Annotated in this window: 15 protein-coding genes; 5 read left to right on the top strand and 10 right to left on the bottom strand. The window is 59.0% G+C overall.

Annotated features, from left to right (window positions below):
• Nucleotides 1-11: 11 nt before the first annotated feature.
• Entirely contained in the window at nt 12-524 is a 513-nt protein-coding gene (locus PspR84_RS27495) for a dihydrofolate reductase (protein ID WP_160059786.1), read from the top strand.
• Between the two features lie 108 nt (nt 525-632).
• On the opposite strand, the gene PspR84_RS27490 is transcribed toward PspR84_RS27495, so the two are convergent.
• Nucleotides 633-2,024 carry an L-cystine transporter gene (locus PspR84_RS27490; RefSeq protein ID WP_160059785.1) on the bottom strand — a complete coding sequence of 464 codons (1,392 nt, stop codon included), beginning with the start codon at nt 2,022-2,024 and terminating at the stop codon, nt 633-635.
• A 239-nt stretch (nt 2,025-2,263) separates the two neighbouring features.
• Here PspR84_RS27490 and PspR84_RS27485 point away from each other — a divergent pair, with 239 nt between their 5' ends.
• Nucleotides 2,264-3,325 carry a haloacid dehalogenase-like hydrolase gene (locus PspR84_RS27485; protein WP_160059784.1) on the top strand — a complete coding sequence of 354 codons (1,062 nt, stop codon included), beginning with the start codon at nt 2,264-2,266 and terminating at the stop codon, nt 3,323-3,325.
• A 191-nt stretch (nt 3,326-3,516) separates the two neighbouring features.
• Here the strand turns inward: PspR84_RS27485 and ilvD are convergent, their stop codons facing one another.
• From ilvD to PspR84_RS27455, 6 genes are all read right to left on the bottom strand, one after another.
• Entirely contained in the window at nt 3,517-5,358 is a 1,842-nt protein-coding gene (ilvD, locus tag PspR84_RS27480) for a dihydroxy-acid dehydratase (RefSeq protein WP_160059783.1), read from the bottom strand.
• A gap of 267 nt (nt 5,359-5,625) precedes the next feature.
• Nucleotides 5,626-6,858 carry an MFS transporter gene (locus PspR84_RS27475; RefSeq protein ID WP_160059782.1) on the bottom strand — a complete coding sequence of 411 codons (1,233 nt, stop codon included), beginning with the start codon at nt 6,856-6,858 and terminating at the stop codon, nt 5,626-5,628.
• Complete coding sequence (locus PspR84_RS27470) at nt 6,851-7,828, bottom strand: diiron oxygenase (protein ID WP_160059781.1); 978 nt, start codon at nt 7,826-7,828, stop codon at nt 6,851-6,853. The genes PspR84_RS27475 and PspR84_RS27470 overlap by 8 nt, the downstream gene beginning before the upstream one ends.
• Nucleotides 7,825-8,898, bottom strand: a complete 1,074-nt coding sequence (locus PspR84_RS27465) for a SagB family peptide dehydrogenase (RefSeq protein ID WP_160059780.1) — start codon at nt 8,896-8,898, stop codon at nt 7,825-7,827. Before PspR84_RS27465 ends, PspR84_RS27470 begins: the two co-directional genes overlap by 4 nt.
• A gap of 437 nt (nt 8,899-9,335) precedes the next feature.
• The gene (locus tag PspR84_RS27460; RefSeq protein ID WP_160059779.1) at nt 9,336-10,532 is read right to left on the bottom strand and encodes a class I SAM-dependent rRNA methyltransferase; all 1,197 of its coding nucleotides are present in this window, start codon (nt 10,530-10,532) and stop codon (nt 9,336-9,338) included.
• Nucleotides 10,533-10,703: 171 nt separating this feature from the next.
• Complete coding sequence (locus tag PspR84_RS27455) at nt 10,704-11,243, bottom strand: type 1 glutamine amidotransferase domain-containing protein (RefSeq protein WP_160059778.1); 540 nt, start codon at nt 11,241-11,243, stop codon at nt 10,704-10,706.
• A gap of 228 nt (nt 11,244-11,471) precedes the next feature.
• Between PspR84_RS27455 and PspR84_RS27450 the strand changes: the two genes are divergently transcribed.
• The 3 genes from PspR84_RS27450 (at nt 11,472) to PspR84_RS27440 (ending at nt 13,502) form a co-directional block, all read left to right on the top strand.
• The gene (locus PspR84_RS27450) at nt 11,472-12,284 is read left to right on the top strand and encodes an HDOD domain-containing protein (protein WP_174244536.1); all 813 of its coding nucleotides are present in this window, start codon (nt 11,472-11,474) and stop codon (nt 12,282-12,284) included.
• A 12-nt stretch (nt 12,285-12,296) separates the two neighbouring features.
• Entirely contained in the window at nt 12,297-13,109 is an 813-nt protein-coding gene (gene mutM / locus PspR84_RS27445; protein WP_102901348.1) for a bifunctional DNA-formamidopyrimidine glycosylase/DNA-(apurinic or apyrimidinic site) lyase, read from the top strand.
• A 69-nt stretch (nt 13,110-13,178) separates the two neighbouring features.
• Nucleotides 13,179-13,502, top strand: coding sequence for a multidrug transporter (locus tag PspR84_RS27440; RefSeq protein ID WP_160059776.1), 324 nt, complete (start codon nt 13,179-13,181; stop codon nt 13,500-13,502).
• A 134-nt stretch (nt 13,503-13,636) separates the two neighbouring features.
• Here the strand turns inward: PspR84_RS27440 and PspR84_RS27435 are convergent, their stop codons facing one another.
• From PspR84_RS27435 to PspR84_RS27425, 3 genes are all read right to left on the bottom strand, one after another.
• Nucleotides 13,637-13,888 carry a YfhL family 4Fe-4S dicluster ferredoxin gene (locus PspR84_RS27435; RefSeq protein ID WP_003195146.1) on the bottom strand — a complete coding sequence of 84 codons (252 nt, stop codon included), beginning with the start codon at nt 13,886-13,888 and terminating at the stop codon, nt 13,637-13,639.
• A 141-nt stretch (nt 13,889-14,029) separates the two neighbouring features.
• Nucleotides 14,030-14,509, bottom strand: a complete 480-nt coding sequence (gene coaD, locus PspR84_RS27430) for a pantetheine-phosphate adenylyltransferase (protein WP_003229157.1) — start codon at nt 14,507-14,509, stop codon at nt 14,030-14,032.
• Between the two features lie 114 nt (nt 14,510-14,623).
• Complete coding sequence (locus tag PspR84_RS27425; protein WP_160059775.1) at nt 14,624-16,219, bottom strand: GMC family oxidoreductase; 1,596 nt, start codon at nt 16,217-16,219, stop codon at nt 14,624-14,626.

Raw genomic sequence — 16,219 nt, 5'->3', positions numbered from 1 at the left:
TCCTCGCCGGCATGACTAAATCACTCCCTCTCAGCCTGATCGCAGCCCTCGGTGAAAACCGCGTGATCGGCGTCGACAACAGCATGCCCTGGCACCTGCCGGGGGACTTCAAATACTTCAAGGCCACGACCTTGGGTAAGCCGATCATCATGGGCCGCAAGACCTGGGATTCGCTTGGTCGGCCGTTGCCCGGGCGTTTGAACATCGTGGTCAGCCGTCAGGCCGATCTGGTGCTCGAAGGTGCCGAGGTTTATCCGTCGCTGGAAGCCGCGGTGGTTCGCGCCGAGGAATGGGCAAAGGAACAGGGCGTTGATGAGCTGATGCTGATTGGCGGCGCGCAGTTGTACGCGCAAGGGCTGGCGCAGGCGGATCGACTGTATCTGACTCGCGTGGCGCTGAGCCCGGAAGGGGATGCGTGGTTTCCGGAGTTTGATCTGAACCAGTGGAAGCTGGTGTCGAATGTGCCGAATCCAGCTGAGGGCGACAAACCCGCGTACAGCTTTGAGGTTTGGGAGAAAGCCTAAGAGCTTCGTCGGAACGCCGCCCGGAGCAAGCTCGCTCCCACAGGGGAAACGCATTCCTATGTGGGAGCGAGCCTGCTTGCGAAGAGGCCGGATCAGGCAAAAAAGAGCTTAAGCCTGCGCCAACTCCGCATGCTCATCAGCATCCAGCAACGCTTTATCCGTCTGCTGCATCACCTGACTGGTAATTGCGCCAGCCGTAATCGAACCACTCACGTTCAACGCCGTGCGACCCATGTCGATCAGCGGCTCAACCGAAATCAGCAACGCCACCAGTGACACCGGCAAGCCCATCGCCGGCAGCACGATCAGTGCCGCGAACGTCGCGCCGCCACCGACCCCGGCCACACCCGCCGAACTCAACGTCACAATCGCCACCAGCGTCGCGATCCACAGCGGATCCAGCGGGTTGATACCCACGGTTGGCGCAACCATCACCGCCAACATCGCCGGGTACAGGCCCGCGCAACCGTTCTGGCCAATCGTCGCACCGAACGACGCAGCAAAACTCGCCACTGACTGCGGAATCCCCAGACGCCGGGTCTGCGCTTCAATGCTCAGCGGAATGCTCGCGGCGCTGGAGCGGCTGGTGAACGCGAACGTCAGCACGGGCCAGATCTTGCGGAAGAAGCGCAACGGGTTGATACCCGCCGCCGATACCAGCAAACCGTGAACGACGAACATCAGGCCCAGACCGAGGTACGACACCACCACAAAACTGCCTAGTTTGATGATGTCTTGCAGGTTGGAACCGGCGACCACTTTGGTCATCAGCGCCAGCACGCCGTATGGGGTCAGTCTCATCACCAGACGCACCAGGCGCATCACCCAGGCTTGCAGGGTGTCGATGGCGTTGATCACTTTCTGACCTTTCTCGACGTCATCCTTGAGCAGTTGCAGCGCTGCGACCCCGAGGAACGCGGCGAAAATCACCACGCTGATGATCGAGGTTGGCTTGGCCCGCGCCAGATCGGCAAACGGGTTTTGCGGGATGAACGACAGTAGCAGTTGCGGCACATTCAGGTCGGCGACCTTGCCGGCGTAGTCGGTCTGAATGGTTTGCAGACGGGCCATTTCCTGGGTGCCGGCGACCAGACCTTCGGCGGTGAGGCCGAACAGATTGGTCAGGCCGATGCCGATCAGCGCCGCAATCGCGGTGGTGAACAGCAGGGTGCCGATGGTCAGGAAGCTGATCTTGCCCAACGACGAAGCGTTGTGCAGGCGTGCTACGGCGCTGAGGATCGAGGCGAACACCAGCGGGATGACGATCATTTGCAGCAACTGCACGTAACCGTTGCCGACCAGATCGAACCAACCGATCGAGGCTTTCAGCACCGGGTTGCCGGCACCGTAAACGGTGTGCAGCGCTACGCCGAACGCCACGCCGAGCACCAGTGCGAGCAGGACTTTTTTCGCCAGGCTCCACGTGGTGCGGCGGGTCTGTGCCAGACCGAAGAGCAGGGCGAGGAACACCAGCAGGTTGAGAATCAACGGTAGATTCATGAGAACTCCAGAAAGACTTGCCAACAGCCTTCCGGGGCTGCTGCGAACCGGTAAGCCTAACAGCTTGATTTGCAATGAATTAATACCGAAATCGCAGGTGGTCCGTCGTTTTTGGAATAAGCCTGTGTCGCTCTCGGCAATGCATCTGGCGCAATAGGGACGCGGGCGGTCGCTGACAGACGAGGACTGTCACACTTATTTGTTAGCGTCGATCTCTTTGAATCAGGGAGAAGAGGCTTATGAAGTTCGCACCGAAATTTCTGGCTGTCGCACTGACGGTGGGCATGGGCCTGGCCACTCAGGCGTTCGCCACCGACCTGAAACACTGGCCGGCCGATCAGGCCAAGGCGCTGGACGCGATGATCGCCGCCAACGCCAACAAGGGTAACTACGCGGTGTTCGACATGGACAACACCAGTTACCGCTACGACCTCGAAGAGTCGTTGTTACCGTTCATGGAAAACAAGGGCCTGATCACCCGCGACAAACTCGATCCCTCTCTGAAACTGATGCCGTTCAAGGACACCGCCGACCACAAGGAAAGCCTGTTCAGTTACTACTACCGGCTCTGCGAAGTCGACGACATGGTCTGCTACCCGTGGGTGGCGCAGGTGTTCTCCGGTTTCACCCTCAAGGAACTCAAAGGCTACATCGATGAGCTGATGGCTTCGGGCAAGCCGGTGCCGGCGACTTACTACGAAGGCGATGTGGTCAAGAAACTCGACGTCAATCCGCCGAAGATCTTCACCGGCCAGCAAGAGCTATACAACAAGCTGATGGAGAACGGCATCGAGGTCTACGTGATGACCGCCGCCTCGGAAGAACTGGTGCGTATGGTCGCGGCGGATCCGAAGTACGGCTACAACGTCAAACCGCAGAACGTCATCGGCGTGACCACCCTGCTGAAGAACCGCGAGACCAACGAACTGACCACGGCACGCAAGCAGATTACCGCCGGCAAATATGACGAGAAGGCCAACCTCGGCCTCGAACTGACCCCGTATCTGTGGACCCCGGCGACGTGGATGGCCGGCAAGCATGCGGCGATCCTCACCTACATCGATGAATGGAAAAAACCGGTATTGGTGGGTGGCGATACCCCGACCAGCGACGGCTACATGCTGTTCCACGATGTCGACGTGGCCAAGGGCGGCATTCACTTGTGGATCAACCGCAAAGACAAATACATGACCCAGCTCAACGGCATGATGGCCAAGCATGCAGCGGCGCAGGCCAAGGAAGGGTTGCCGGTGACGGCGGACAAGAACTGGGTGATCGTCAAGCCTGAGGAAATTCAGTAAGCCACACCGATCCAATGTGGGAGCGAGCCTGCTCGCGAAAGCGTAGTGTCAGTCGCCATCTGTGTTTCTGACATACCGCATTCGCGAGCAGGCTCTCTCCCACAGTTTGATCTGCAGTGACGTTGGGATTTCGGTCAGACAAAAAAATGCCCCGCACTTGGCGGGGCATTTTTGTTTCGGCGATTTGACGCTTACAGCCCGTCGAGCATCGCTTTGTTACGCACAGCACCTTTGTCGGCGCTGGTCGCCAGCAAGGCGTAAGCCTTGAGGGCGGTGGTTACTTTGCGTGGACGAATCTCGACCGGTTTCCAGCCTTTCTTGTCCTGCTCGGCGCGGCGTGCGGCCAGTTCTTCGTCGCTGACCAACAGGTTGATCGAGCGGTTCGGAATGTCGATCAGCACTTTGTCGCCGTCCTGCACCAGGCCGATCGCGCCGCCGGCTGCTGCTTCTGGTGAAGCGTGACCGATCGACAGACCGGATGTACCACCAGAGAAACGCCCGTCGGTGAGCAGCGCGCAGGCTTTGCCAAGACCTTTGGATTTCAGGTACGACGTCGGGTAGAGCATTTCCTGCATGCCCGGGCCGCCTTTCGGGCCTTCGTAGCGAATGATGACGATGTCGCCCGCCTTCACTTCGTCAGCGAGGATGCCGCGTACGGCGCTGTCCTGGCTTTCGAAGATCTTCGCGTTGCCTTCGAAAACGTGAATCGACTCGTCAACGCCGGCGGTTTTCACCACGCAGCCATCGAGGGCGATGTTGCCGTACAGTACGGCCAGGCCACCTTCTTGCGAATAGGCGTGCTCGAAGCTGCGGATGCAGCCGTTTTCACGGTCGTCATCCAAAGTTTCCCAGCGGGTCGACTGGCTGAACGCCGTCTGCGTCGGGATACCGGCAGGGCCGGCCTTGAAGAAGTGATGCACCGCTTCATCGGTGGTCTGGGTGATGTCCCACTTGGCGATGGCTTCTTCCATGCTGCGGCTGTGCACGGTCGGCAGGTCGGTGTGCAGCAGACCGCCACGGGCCAGTGAACCGAGGATGCTGAAGATACCGCCGGCGCGGTGCACGTCTTCCATGTGGTACTTCTGGATGTTCGGCGCAACCTTGCACAGCTGTGGAACGGTGCGCGAAAGACGGTCGATGTCGCGCAGGTCGAACTCGATTTCCGCCTCTTGGGCAGCAGCGAGCAAGTGCAGGATGGTGTTGGTCGAACCGCCCATGGCGATGTCGAGCATCATCGCGTTCTCGAACGCCTTGAAGTTGGCAATGTTGCGCGGCAATACCGATTCGTCGTTTTCGCCGTAGTAGCGTTTGCACAGCTCAACGATGGTACGGCCGGCCTGCAGGAACAGTTGTTCGCGATCGCTGTGGGTGGCGAGGGTCGAACCGTTGCCCGGCAGTGCCAGACCCAGTGCTTCGGTCAGGCAGTTCATCGAGTTGGCGGTGAACATGCCGGAGCACGAGCCGCAAGTCGGGCATGCGCTACGCTCGTACTCAGCGACTTTCTCGTCAGAAGCGCTTTCGTCGGCGGCGATCACCATGGCATCGACGAGGTCGAGGCCGTGGGAGGCGAGTTTGGTCTTGCCGGCTTCCATCGGGCCGCCGGAAACGAAGATCACCGGTATGTTCAGGCGCAAGGCAGCCATCAGCATGCCCGGGGTGATCTTGTCGCAGTTGGAGATGCAGACGATGGCGTCGGCGCAGTGGGCGTTGACCATGTACTCGACGGAGTCAGCGATGATCTCGCGGCTCGGCAGCGAATACAGCATGCCGTCGTGGCCCATGGCGATGCCGTCATCCACGGCAATGGTGTTGAATTCTTTCGCTACGCCACCGGCGCGTTCGATTTCACGGGCGACCAGTTGGCCCAGATCCTTCAGGTGCACGTGGCCCGGTACGAACTGGGTGAACGAGTTGGCAATGGCGATGATCGGCTTTTTGAAGTCGTCATCTTTCATCCCCGTGGCGCGCCACAATGCGCGGGCACCGGCCATGTTGCGGCCGTGGGTGGATGTTTTCGAACGGTAATCTGGCATGGAACACTCCGGGCGGCTAATCACTTACTAACAGGTGCAAAAGGGGAGTGAGCTTCTATTGACGTCTGGAACACTCAGAAATGACCGTGTGTCCGTGAAGTTGCCGATGACGTTGCGGGATCGCCGCTGGTCTCAGCCTGAGCTCATAAACCCGCCGGGGGATGAATGGCGATGAATCAGTCGATTCTACACCGCTGGCGTCTGGAGGGAATGGCGCAAAGCATTGTTCCAGTGCAGACGGCGTGTGTGGGATGACGACCGGCGGGTTTAATCACCGCCGGTCTGTGCAACGACATTGGCTTCAACGTTTCTTGCGCGGCGGCTGAGCCTGTTGTTCAGCACCAGCGCTGTCGCGCTCAGCAACACAAAGCTGTAGCCCAGCGTCGATTGCAGATTGGCTGGGCTGAGGCTGATCAATGCGCTGATAAGCCCGCCACAAATAAAGATGATCGTACTGCCCGCCGAGGCCGACGTCCCGGCGCTCTCAGGAAACAGGCCCATGGCCCGAGAGGTGGCGGCGGGGCGGGCAATGGTGGTGCCCGCCGTGCAGATCAGCATCGGGATCAACACAGTGGCCGGCGCCAGCGCATGATTGGCCGCCAGGTACAGCATCGCCAGCCCCGACAGCAGTATCAGGCTCAGCCCGGTGAGGATTTGCTGAACCGGCGTGATGCGTCGATTGAGTACGGCGGCAAGGATGCCACCGACTACATAGGCAGCGCCGTAAACCAGCAGGATCAGTGAAAAGTCATAGGGCGCCAGCTCCAATTGATCCATGAAAATCAGCGGCGAAATCACGATGAACGAGAAGTGGCAGGCGAAAGCGAACGCTGAAATCAGCCAGTAGCCGACAAACTCGAAATCCCCCAGCACGCGGCGGTAGGACTGAATGAAACCGAGCCGTGTGCCGCTGTAGGCCGGTCGGCTGTTCGGTAAAAACAGCCAGGCCTTGATCAGCACCGTTGCGGACAGCGCGGTAAACACCCAGAAGCTGCCGCGCCAACCGAGTGAGGCCTGAAGAAAGGTGCCGGCCAACGGCGACACCGAGATAAAGATCCCGGTGGCCGTGACCATCAGGATACGCAAACGGTCGCGTTCCTCACCTTCGAACAGATCCTGCACAAGCGCCTGGGACAGTACGAAACATCCACATCCCAGGGCCTGCATCACCCGGAATATGAGAAATAGCGGGTAATCGGAGGTCATCACGCAACCGAGCGCACCCAGTATCGATACGCTCATGCCGGCGAGTAACAAGCCCTTGCGTCCGATCACGTCCGAGAGGGGGCCGATCAGAACCTGAGCAAATGCGATCCCCACAGCAAACAGACTGATGGACAGCGCGATGTCTGCCGGTGATCTGAGAAAATGCGCCGCGAGAGCTGGAAATGAAGGAAGCAAAACATCCAGCGGAAATACGCCCAACAGCACCATGGCCAGCAACAGGCTGACAGCGGCGCGGCGTTGCCGGGTGGTTGCTTCGGATTTTCCTTTATCCATCGATCAGTCCTGCCTTGGCAAAGAGCTTCTGGTTATGGGGAAGTGCGAAAAAACCAGCCTTGCGTAGTGCATCCAGCGTGGCGATGGAACCTGATCGTGCACGCGCGCGATTGGCCTGCACCGTGGCCATGCCGCCGACGATTTCCATCACGTCACTGTCGGCGATGCCGGCTCCTCGCAGACTCTGTTGCAGCCAGCGTTCATCCGCCTCGAAAAAAATCCCGATGATTTCCAGCAGTGTTCTGCTCGCAAACGTGCGTTGGCGGCTGTTCATCGACAGCCAGAAGTAATGGAACGCTTCGGCGAAGTAGCGACTGTGGCGGGCTTCGTCGGCCAGATGGTCACGCAGCATGTCGTTGACGCTGGACACCAGACTGTCGCGGCAGATGTCCAGCAGCTCCCGGGCAATGATGGTTTCCGAGACGAAACCCAGCAGAAACCATGCCAGTGGGCGGTTCTTTTCCGGAGTGCGGGTAATCAGAGCGTTCATGCGGGTGATGCGCTTCGCAATCACCGGACGTCCGGTGAACCCGTAAAACGCGGCGATCTGTTCTGCGAGATGGTTGGAGAACAGCGCGTGATAACCTTCGTCGGTGTAGAGCTGCAGGGCCGCATGTTTCATCGCCAGAGGCACGTAAATGGGCAGTTCGCGGTGCACGATGACTTCCACGGCACGGTTGACGATGCGGTGTTCGAGCAGGGTGGTGTAATCGAGAAAGTGCACCAAGTGGTTGGCTGACAGTCGGTGCAACACATCACGCCCCGCCGTCTGGATAGCCGGGTGTGCCAGATAAGGCAGAAACGCCGGTGGAAACCAATGGCGGGTTTGCAGCTGCAGCGGCACATCGTCGGGCAATTGGTAGTCATGGGTACTGCTGCGCACCGAGGCACGGCTGTCCCAGTCTCCCAAGGTAAATTTGAGCGCCCAGGACACCGGCGCTTGATCCGGGTCGGCAATCGACAGGGTCATGCTTGCCCCTCACGCAACAGCTCGCGCATTTCGTGACACATCACTTGCCCGTCGCTTTGTCCGCAACCAACGAAGAACAGCGGTTGTTCAGCACTGGCCTCGAGCTTGAGGAGTGCTTCAACCTGCTGGTCGGCAAACGCACCGGTCAGCCAGGTGTTGAGGCCCAATGCCGTGGCGACCAGTTGAAAGGTCTGCGACAAGTGGCCCGCTTCAACGAATGCCATGCGATAGGCCCGCGAGTGTTCGTACTTCCACCAGAGCCGGTCGAAACGGGCGGTGATAAACAAACCCAACGGCAGGTTGTTGATGAAATGCTGACCGCCGAGCAATTGGCCTAACTCGGGCTCAGGCAATGGATTAACCCGGCTCAGGGTGTGGTCGGTCGGATGATAGGCATAGATGCCAGGCTCCAGGCCATCGACGTTCTGCACCAGAAGAAAGCCCTCGCAAGCGTTCAGGCCACCAGCGGAAGGACTGCTCCGGCGTGCGCTGAGCCCTTGGGCGATGCTGTCGTCGCGATCGTTGTCACGTTCGTGGAGATAACCGAGGGCAAGGTAGAGCAGGGTGCCAACGTCATTCAGCGTTATCGCGGCACCTGTATAGGAACGGCAGGTTTTGCGCTGGAGCAGAACATTTCCCAGGCGATCGTCATTCAAAGCGCACGGCGCTGGCAGCGCGATACGCTGCTCCGGTGCGGGCGTCGGGCGGTCTGTAGCGGGCTGTGGGGTGGCCAGTACTTCGTTGCAGTGCGCCAGATATTGTCTGGACCACTCGTGAATATTCTGTGGGGTATGTTCGCAGGGAATGTTTTGCGTGCCGATGTGATAAATCTTCGACAGTTCATCCCAACCCCATTGCGGACTGTCTATCTTTGAAATGGTTAGAATGCCCGCGCTTAATAGTTGTGTGTCTATTAAGTTGTGGGTGTCGAAAAGTTCCGGGTTGTAGATTAGCTGTGCAAGTCGATTGGCATAATTCAGATCGAGTTCATGCTGTGTATGGTTTTTATAGTTCCACACGATTTGCCCGGGTGAGCGCGGCAATATAAATAAGTAAGGGTTGATGTACATGTCTGTCAGTTCACTCTGGAAAAAGTCAAAAGGACGCCGGGTTGCCGGCACTCCCCAGCGTCCTGACTTACTTAGCGGGCTTTAGGGGCAACCAGAAAAGCCAGATTTGCGATTTTTTTACTTTCCAGAGAAATACGTTTCATGATGTGAACTCCTTGTTCATTGATAGTTGAAGTCACCTCGTGGTGATAACTTCATAATAGTTTGTAATGGATTATTGGCAAGAGGATATTAAGTAGGAAATTTCCAGTAATTTTGTCGGAGCAGTCTTTAGCCGAAAATAAACTTGTAGGGTAATATTCAATAATTAAAAGACGTAAGGAAATATCCTGCACGTCAGCGAGAAAATAATTGTAGGAAGTACTGGGGGTAGCGAGGAGAAAGGGATGCGCGCAAAAAAAAGGGGAGCCTGCTGGCTCCCCCGTTATCCGCATGGATCAGCTGTTGGGTAGCAAGCGGCAGGTGATGCTCTTGATGTAGCGCGTTTCAGCGATGGCTGGGTGCACCGGGTGATCCGGACCCTGACCGCCACGCTCGAGCAACTGGATATTGCGGTCCAGATGACGGGCACTGGTCAGCAGGATGTTCTGCAGGTCATCTTCCGGCAGGTGCATCGAGCACGATGCGCTGACCAGAATGCCGTCCTTGTTGAGCAGGCGCATGGCTTGCTCGTTCAGGCGACGGTAGGCGCCTTCGCCGTTTTTCATGTCTTTCTTGCGTTTGATGAACGCCGGCGGATCGGCAACGATCACGTCGAAGCGTTCTTCGCTGGCTTTCAGCTCCTTCAAGGCTTCGAAGACGTCGCCTTCGATGCAGGTCATCTTGTCGGCGAAACCGTTCAGCGCAGCGTTGCGCTCAACACCGTCGAGAGCGAAAGCCGAAGCATCGACGCAGAACACTTCGCTGGCGCCGAACGCAGCAGCCTGCACACCCCAGCCACCGATGTAGCTATAGAGGTCGAGAACGCGTTTGCCTTTGGCGTAAGGGGCCAGGCGGGCGCGGTTCATGCGGTGGTCGTAGAACCAGCCGGTTTTCTGACCCTGAATGACCGGGGCTTCGAACTTCACGCCGTTCTCTTCCAGTGCCACCCATTCCGGCACCAGGCCGAACACGGTTTCGACGTAGCGGTTGAGGCCTTCGGCGTCGCGCGCGGCGGAGTCGTTCTTGAACAGGATGCCGCTTGGCTTGAGCACTTGGGTCAGCGCGGCGATCACGTCATCTTTATGCGCTTCCATGGTCGCCGAGGCGATCTGTACGACTACGATGTCGCCGAAACGGTCGACCACCAGACCTGGCAACAGGTCGGAATCACCGTAAACCAGGCGATAGAACGGTTTGTCGAACAGGCGCTCGCGCAGCGACAGGGCCACGTTCAGGCGGTGCACCAGCAACGATTTGTCCAGCGCAACTTTGGTGTCGCGCGACAGCAGGCGGGCGCAGATCAGGTTGTTCGGGCTCATCGCCACGATGCCCAATGGCTTGCCACCGGCGGCTTCGAGGATGGCCTGATCGCCGGCATTGAAGCCGTGCAACGGGGTGGCGGCTACATCGATTTCGTTGCTGTAGACCCACAGGTGACCGGCGCGCAGGCGACGGTCGGCGTTGGCTTTGAGGCGCAAGCTAGGCAGGGACATGACGTCGCTCCGGAAAAAAGAGCGGGAGTATAGCGTGTTGCGACTTGTGTCGGGTTTGATGAGCGATGAACGCTATGGTCCCTTCGCGAGCAAGCTCGCTCCCACAAAGGGCTTGTGACCGACACAAGACCAAAGTGGGAGCGAGCCTGCTCGCGAATGCGGTCCCCAATGCTACGCCGACAGTGCGTTGATCAACTCCTTGCTGAACGCCGGAATATCATCCGGCTGACGGCTGCTGATCAGGTGACCGTCCTTGACCACTTCTTTATCGACCCAATTGGCCCCGGCATTGACCAGGTCGTCCTTGAGCGTCTTGTAACTGGTCATGGTTTTACCGTTGACCAGCCCTGCCGAGATGAGCAACCAGCCGCCATGGCAGATCACCGCAATCGGTTTGCCGGCAGAGGCGCCGGTCTTGACCAAGTGCTGGGCGTCCTGATCGATGCGGATGGTGTCGGAGTTCTGCACGCCGCCCGGCAAGACGATCGCGTCGTACTGCTCACTGCTGGCGCTCTGGAAGGTCTGATCGACCTTGAAATCATCCGCCGGTTTGTCGTGGTTCCAGCCTTTGACCTTGCCTTCCTCGGTGGAAAGGATATCGACCTGAGCGCCGGCTTGTTCCAATGCTTGCTTGGGACCGGTCAGTTCGACCTGCTCGAAACCGTCTGTTACCAAAAAGGCGACACGTTTGCCGTTGAGGGAAGTGGCCATCGATAAGCTCCTGAGTCTGTGGGAGTTTGCCGCCGCAAGGGGTCGGAGTGATCCGTTGGGCATTACAGATTCCGAAGCCGTGGCCTGAATGAAAGTTCCTGACAATTGCCCACTGGTGTGTCGTCTCGCGGTTTTTAGAGGTTAGAATCGCCGCCTGTCCCAGAGTGTGTACTTATGTCCCAAGAGCTGACCACCGAACAGATTCAACAATCGCTGCAAGGCATCAGTGTGCCGGCGCAACCGCAGATCATGGTGGATCTGCAAATGGAGCAGTACATGCCCGACCCCGACCTGGAGGTGATCGCCAAACTGATCGCTCAGGATCCGGGTTTGTCCGGCTCGCTGCTGAAAATCGTCAACTCGCCGTATTACGGTCTGAGCAACAAGATCACCTCGATTCAGCGCGCGGTGAACCTGTTGGGTAGCCGCTCGATCATCAACCTGATCAACGCGCAGTCGATCAAGGGCGAGATGAACGACGACACCATCGTCACCCTCAACCGTTTTTGGGACACCGCTCAGGACGTGGCGATGACGTGCCTGACGCTGGCCAAACGTATCGGTACTCAAGCCGGTGACGAGGCATACGCCTTGGGTCTGTTCCACGATTGCGGCGTGCCGTTGATGCTGCAACGGTTCCCCACTTACATGACGGTGCTGGAAAAGGCTTACGCCAATGCCAGCGCCGAATGTCGGGTGGTCGACACCGAGAACAGCGAGTTCAACACCAACCACGCCGTGGTCGGCTACTACACCGCCAAGTCTTGGCGCCTGCCGGAGCATGTCAGCGCCGCCATCGCCAACCACCACAACGCGTTGGCGATATTCAGCGATGAGTCGTCAAAGAACAGCCAACTGAAAAATCTTTTGGCGATCCTGAAAATGGCCGAGCATATCTGTGCGTCTTACCGGGTACTGGGCAACCAGACCGAAGATTTCGAATGGAACGCCGTCGGGCCGTTGGTACTCGACTATGTAGGGCTGTCGGATTACGACTTCGAAACCCTCAAACAAACGATCCGCGACCTCGGCGCGCATTGATTCGAGGACGCTATGCCTGAACTGCCGGAAGTCGAAACCACTCGTCGCGGGATTGCTCCGCATCTGGAAGGCCAACGTGTCAGTCGGGTGATTGTTCGCGACCGGAGGTTGCGCTGGCCGATCCCGGAAGACCTCGATGTGCGCCTGTCGGGGCAGCGCATCGTGCTGGTCGAGCGCCGCGCCAAGTATTTGCTGATCAACGCCGAGGTCGGCACGTTGATCAGTCATTTGGGCATGTCGGGCAATTTGCGTCTGGTCGAAGCCGGTTTGCCGGCGCTCAAGCACGAACACGTCGACATCGAGCTGGAGTCAGGTCTGGCGCTGCGTTACACCGACCCGCGACGGTTCGGCGCGATGTTGTGGAGCAATGATCCACTCAATCATGAACTGCTGATTCGCCTCGGCCCGGAGCCTCTGACTGATCTGTTCGATGGCGAGCGTTTGTTTCAGCTGTCGCGGGGACGTTCGATGGCGGTCAAACCGTTCATCATGGACAACGCGGTGGTCGTGGGCGTCGGCAATATCTATGCGACCGAAGCGCTGTTTGCTGCCGGGATCGACCCGCGCCGCGAGGCCGGTGGGATTTCCCGGGGGCGCTATCTGAAGCTGGCGATCGAGATCAAACGCATTCTGGCCGCTGCCATCGAGCGTGGCGGGACAACGTTGCGTGATTTCATTGGCGGTGACGGTCAGCCGGGGTATTTCCAGCAGGAGCTGTTTGTCTATGGCCGTGGCGGTGAACACTGCAAGGTCTGTGGCACTGGCTTGCGTGAAGTGAAGCTAGGCCAGCGTGCCAGTGTGTTCTGCCCGCGCTGCCAGAGCTGAGGTAAAAAGCTGAAAAAGTCCTACGGTCTATAGTGAGTTGTCTCACTGTTCAGCCCGAAGGATCGTGCCATGAAATCCTTGCAAGTCCTCTTTGTTACGCTGCTGCTGTGTTCCAGTCTGGCTGTTCAGGCCACGGAAAACGGCAGCGGTGACCCGCGCTACACCATCCAGAATCCCCCGGCGTACGCCATGCTCGGCGATTTGCTGATTGCCCGACCTTTATTGGTGGTGGCGACGGTGATTGGTGCGGGGGCGTTTGTCGTGTCATTGCCGTTTACCGCGCTGGGCGGCGGGATTGGCGATGCCGGGCAGGCGTTGGTGGTCGATCCGGCGAAAGCCGCTTTTGTGCGGTGCCTGGGGTGCATCGGGGAGGGGTTTGAGCAGCGCGAGTGAGCTGATCCAGTGATTTGCGGAGCTGCTGATTGCCCTTTCGCGAGCAGGCTCGCTCCCACAATTTGAAATGCATTCCAATGTGGGAGCGAGCCTGCTCGCGAAGAGGCCCGAGAAAGCGCTACAAATCCGGCGGATCAGGCCTTGCCGGTAATCTTCCGGTACTTCTCCATCAACTGTTCTTCAGTCTCCGGATGAGCCTCGTCCAGCGGAATGCAATCCACCGGGCAAACCTGCTGGCACTGTGGTTCGTCGTAGTGGCCGACGCACTGGGTGCACAGGTTCGGGTCGATCACGTAGATCTCTTCGCCTTGGGAGATGGCGGCGTTCGGGCACTCGGGTTCGCAGACGTCGCAGTTGATGCAATCGTCGGTGATGATCAGGGACATGCTAACTCCAGCCGGGGCGGCAGGCCCGGGCGCTATAAATCAATGCGCGCAATTGTGCCGCATTGGCGAGCGCAGTGCACGCAGCTGCGATCAAGGGCTGTAATCAACAGCCAGGATCGCAGCCCGAGCCTGCGGCAGCTCCTACTTTTTGAAGCGCAGGGTCAGCGCATCGGCCACAGCGGGGTGGACGAACTTGCTGATATCGCCACCCAACGCGGCAATTTCCCGTACCAGCGTCGAGGAAATGAACGAATAACGCTCGGACGGGGTGAGAAACAGACTCTCCACATCCGGGGCCAACTGGCGGTTCATATTGGCCAGCTGGAATTCGTATTCGAAGTCCGACACCGCGCGCAAACCACGCAGGAACACGTTGGCATTCTGCTCTTTGGCGAAATGCGCCAGCAGCGTCGAGAAGCCGACCACTTCCACGTTCGGCAGGTGTTTGGTGACCTCGCGAGCCAGTTCGACCCGTTGTTCCAGCGGGAACAGCGGGTTTTTCTTCGGGCTGGCAGCGACCGCAATAATCACGTGATCGAACAGGCGCGAGGCGCGTTCGACCAGATCGCCATGGCCCTTGGTAATAGGGTCGAAGGTACCTGGGTACAACACTCGGTTCATCGCGTCGTCCTGGCGGGAGTCCGTTGGGGAGTCGGATGGTATCGCAGCCGTCCCGGTCGGCCAAGTCGCCTGTTGGGTAAGAAAGCACTATAGACGATGGCAACAATCGGTTTTTCACGGGTTTCTCAGACGATCGGCGAGGGATGTCGCCAGTTGCGCGGTCAGGCCATACACCGACAATTGCGGGTTGGCACCGATGCTGGTGGGGAACAGCGAGCCGTCGTGAATCGACAGATTAGCCAGTTGATGATGCCGGCCGAGACTGTCGGTGACCGCGCTTTTCGGGTCTTCACCCATCGCGCAGCCGCCCATGACATGCGCGCTGCCCAGACGCGTGCGATGCAACTCGAGGCTCAAACCATCGATCAGCGTGCGTGCCTCGGCCAGGGTCTTCACGTAACGGGCGTCGGCGTGCATCGGCATCACCGATTTGGCGCCGCCGGCGAACTGGATTTCGGCCATGACAAGAAAGGACCGGCGCAGGCCTTCCCAGGCGTAGGGCGAAACCTGATAGTCGAGCACCGGCGAACCATCGCTCCGCAACTCGACTGCACCGCCCGTGCTGTCCGGGTGAAAACCGTCGCGCAGCAAGGCCAGCATGGCGTGGGTGTGTGGCAGGTCAGCCATGTGTTGCGCACTTTCCTCACCAAAGCCACCGAGCAGCGTGGCCGCCAGCGCCGGGTGCAGCGGCGGCACTTCAAGTTTGAAGGCCATCGGCCCGGTGGTGCCGTCCTTCCACTGGAAATGGTCGGAATAGATCGACTGCGGCGCCCCGTAGAACGGGTTGATGACCTCATCGAAGCGTGCGGCGGACATGTTCACCGGATGCAGGAAGGTGCGTTTTCCCAGGTTTTCATGCGGATCCGGGGCGTCCGATCGCAGCAACAGCGCTGGACTGTTGATGCCGCCGCCAGCCAGCACATAATGCCGCGCCTTGACCGTGATTTTGCGTCCGGTCGGCGCGACGCAACGTTCATCCATCGCCACGCATTGCAGGCCAGTGGCTTTGTCGCCGCTGATCAGCAGCCTCTCCGCGCGGGCCAGATAAAGTAGCGCGCCGCCCTTTTCCAGCGTTGCCGGAATAGTCGTCACCATCATCGATTGCTTGGCGTTGGTCGGGCAGCCCATGCCGCAGTATCCGAGGTTCCAGCAGCCACGCACGTTGCGCGGAATCACATGCCAGCTGTAACCGAGTTGTTCGCAGCCTTTACGGATCACATCGTTGTTGGCGTTAGGGGGCACCATCCACGGCGCGACGCCGAGGCGCTGTTCCATTTTCTCGAACCACGGCGCCATTTCGGCGGGGCTGTGGCCTTTGACGTTGTGTTCTTTGGCCCAATGTTCGAGGGTCGGCTCTGGAGTGCGAAAACTCGATGTCCAGTTGATCAGCGTCGTGCCGCCGACCGCGCGCCCCTGGAGGATGGTGATCGCGCCGTCCTTGCTCATGCGGCCGATGCCTTCCTGATAGAGGCTGCTGTAGGCCTGGTCTTCAAGCATTTTGAAATCGGAACTGGTTTTCAGTGGGCCTTCTTCGATCAGCAGGACTTTGTAGCCGGCAGCGCTGAGAATTTCGGCGGTGGTGCCGCCACCGGCGCCGCTGCCGATGATCGCCACGTCGGCTTCCAGGGTCAGGTCGTCGCTCAGTTGTGCGCCGTTGTAGGTTTTCCAGCCTCGGGCGAGGCCTTCGCGGAACGGGTCGGGTACGGGCAT

The sequence above is a fragment of the Pseudomonas sp. R84 genome (assembly GCF_009834515.1).
Taxonomy (GTDB): domain Bacteria; phylum Pseudomonadota; class Gammaproteobacteria; order Pseudomonadales; family Pseudomonadaceae; genus Aquipseudomonas.
This window is presented reverse-complemented; position numbering and strand designations above follow the sequence as displayed.

Coding starts and splice junctions, on each gene's coding strand:
- PspR84_RS27435 (WP_003195146.1), bottom strand. CDS start 13,888: ATGTCCCTGATCATCACCGACGATTGCATCAACTGCGACGTCTGCGAA.
- PspR84_RS27465 (WP_160059780.1), bottom strand. CDS start 8,898: ATGTACATCAACCCTTACTTATTTATATTGCCGCGCTCACCCGGGCAA.
- PspR84_RS27495 (WP_160059786.1), top strand. CDS start 12: ATGACTAAATCACTCCCTCTCAGCCTGATCGCAGCCCTCGGTGAAAAC.
- PspR84_RS27425 (WP_160059775.1), bottom strand. CDS start 16,219: ATGCCCGTACCCGACCCGTTCCGCGAAGGCCTCGCCCGAGGCTGGAAA.
- PspR84_RS27440 (WP_160059776.1), top strand. CDS start 13,179: ATGAAATCCTTGCAAGTCCTCTTTGTTACGCTGCTGCTGTGTTCCAGT.
- PspR84_RS27460 (WP_160059779.1), bottom strand. CDS start 10,532: ATGTCCCTGCCTAGCTTGCGCCTCAAAGCCAACGCCGACCGTCGCCTG.
- PspR84_RS27485 (WP_160059784.1), top strand. CDS start 2,264: ATGAAGTTCGCACCGAAATTTCTGGCTGTCGCACTGACGGTGGGCATG.
- ilvD (WP_160059783.1), bottom strand. CDS start 5,358: ATGCCAGATTACCGTTCGAAAACATCCACCCACGGCCGCAACATGGCC.
- PspR84_RS27475 (WP_160059782.1), bottom strand. CDS start 6,858: ATGGATAAAGGAAAATCCGAAGCAACCACCCGGCAACGCCGCGCCGCT.
- PspR84_RS27470 (WP_160059781.1), bottom strand. CDS start 7,828: ATGACCCTGTCGATTGCCGACCCGGATCAAGCGCCGGTGTCCTGGGCG.
- PspR84_RS27455 (WP_160059778.1), bottom strand. CDS start 11,243: ATGGCCACTTCCCTCAACGGCAAACGTGTCGCCTTTTTGGTAACAGAC.
- mutM (WP_102901348.1), top strand. CDS start 12,297: ATGCCTGAACTGCCGGAAGTCGAAACCACTCGTCGCGGGATTGCTCCG.
- PspR84_RS27490 (WP_160059785.1), bottom strand. CDS start 2,024: ATGAATCTACCGTTGATTCTCAACCTGCTGGTGTTCCTCGCCCTGCTC.
- coaD (WP_003229157.1), bottom strand. CDS start 14,509: ATGAACCGAGTGTTGTACCCAGGTACCTTCGACCCTATTACCAAGGGC.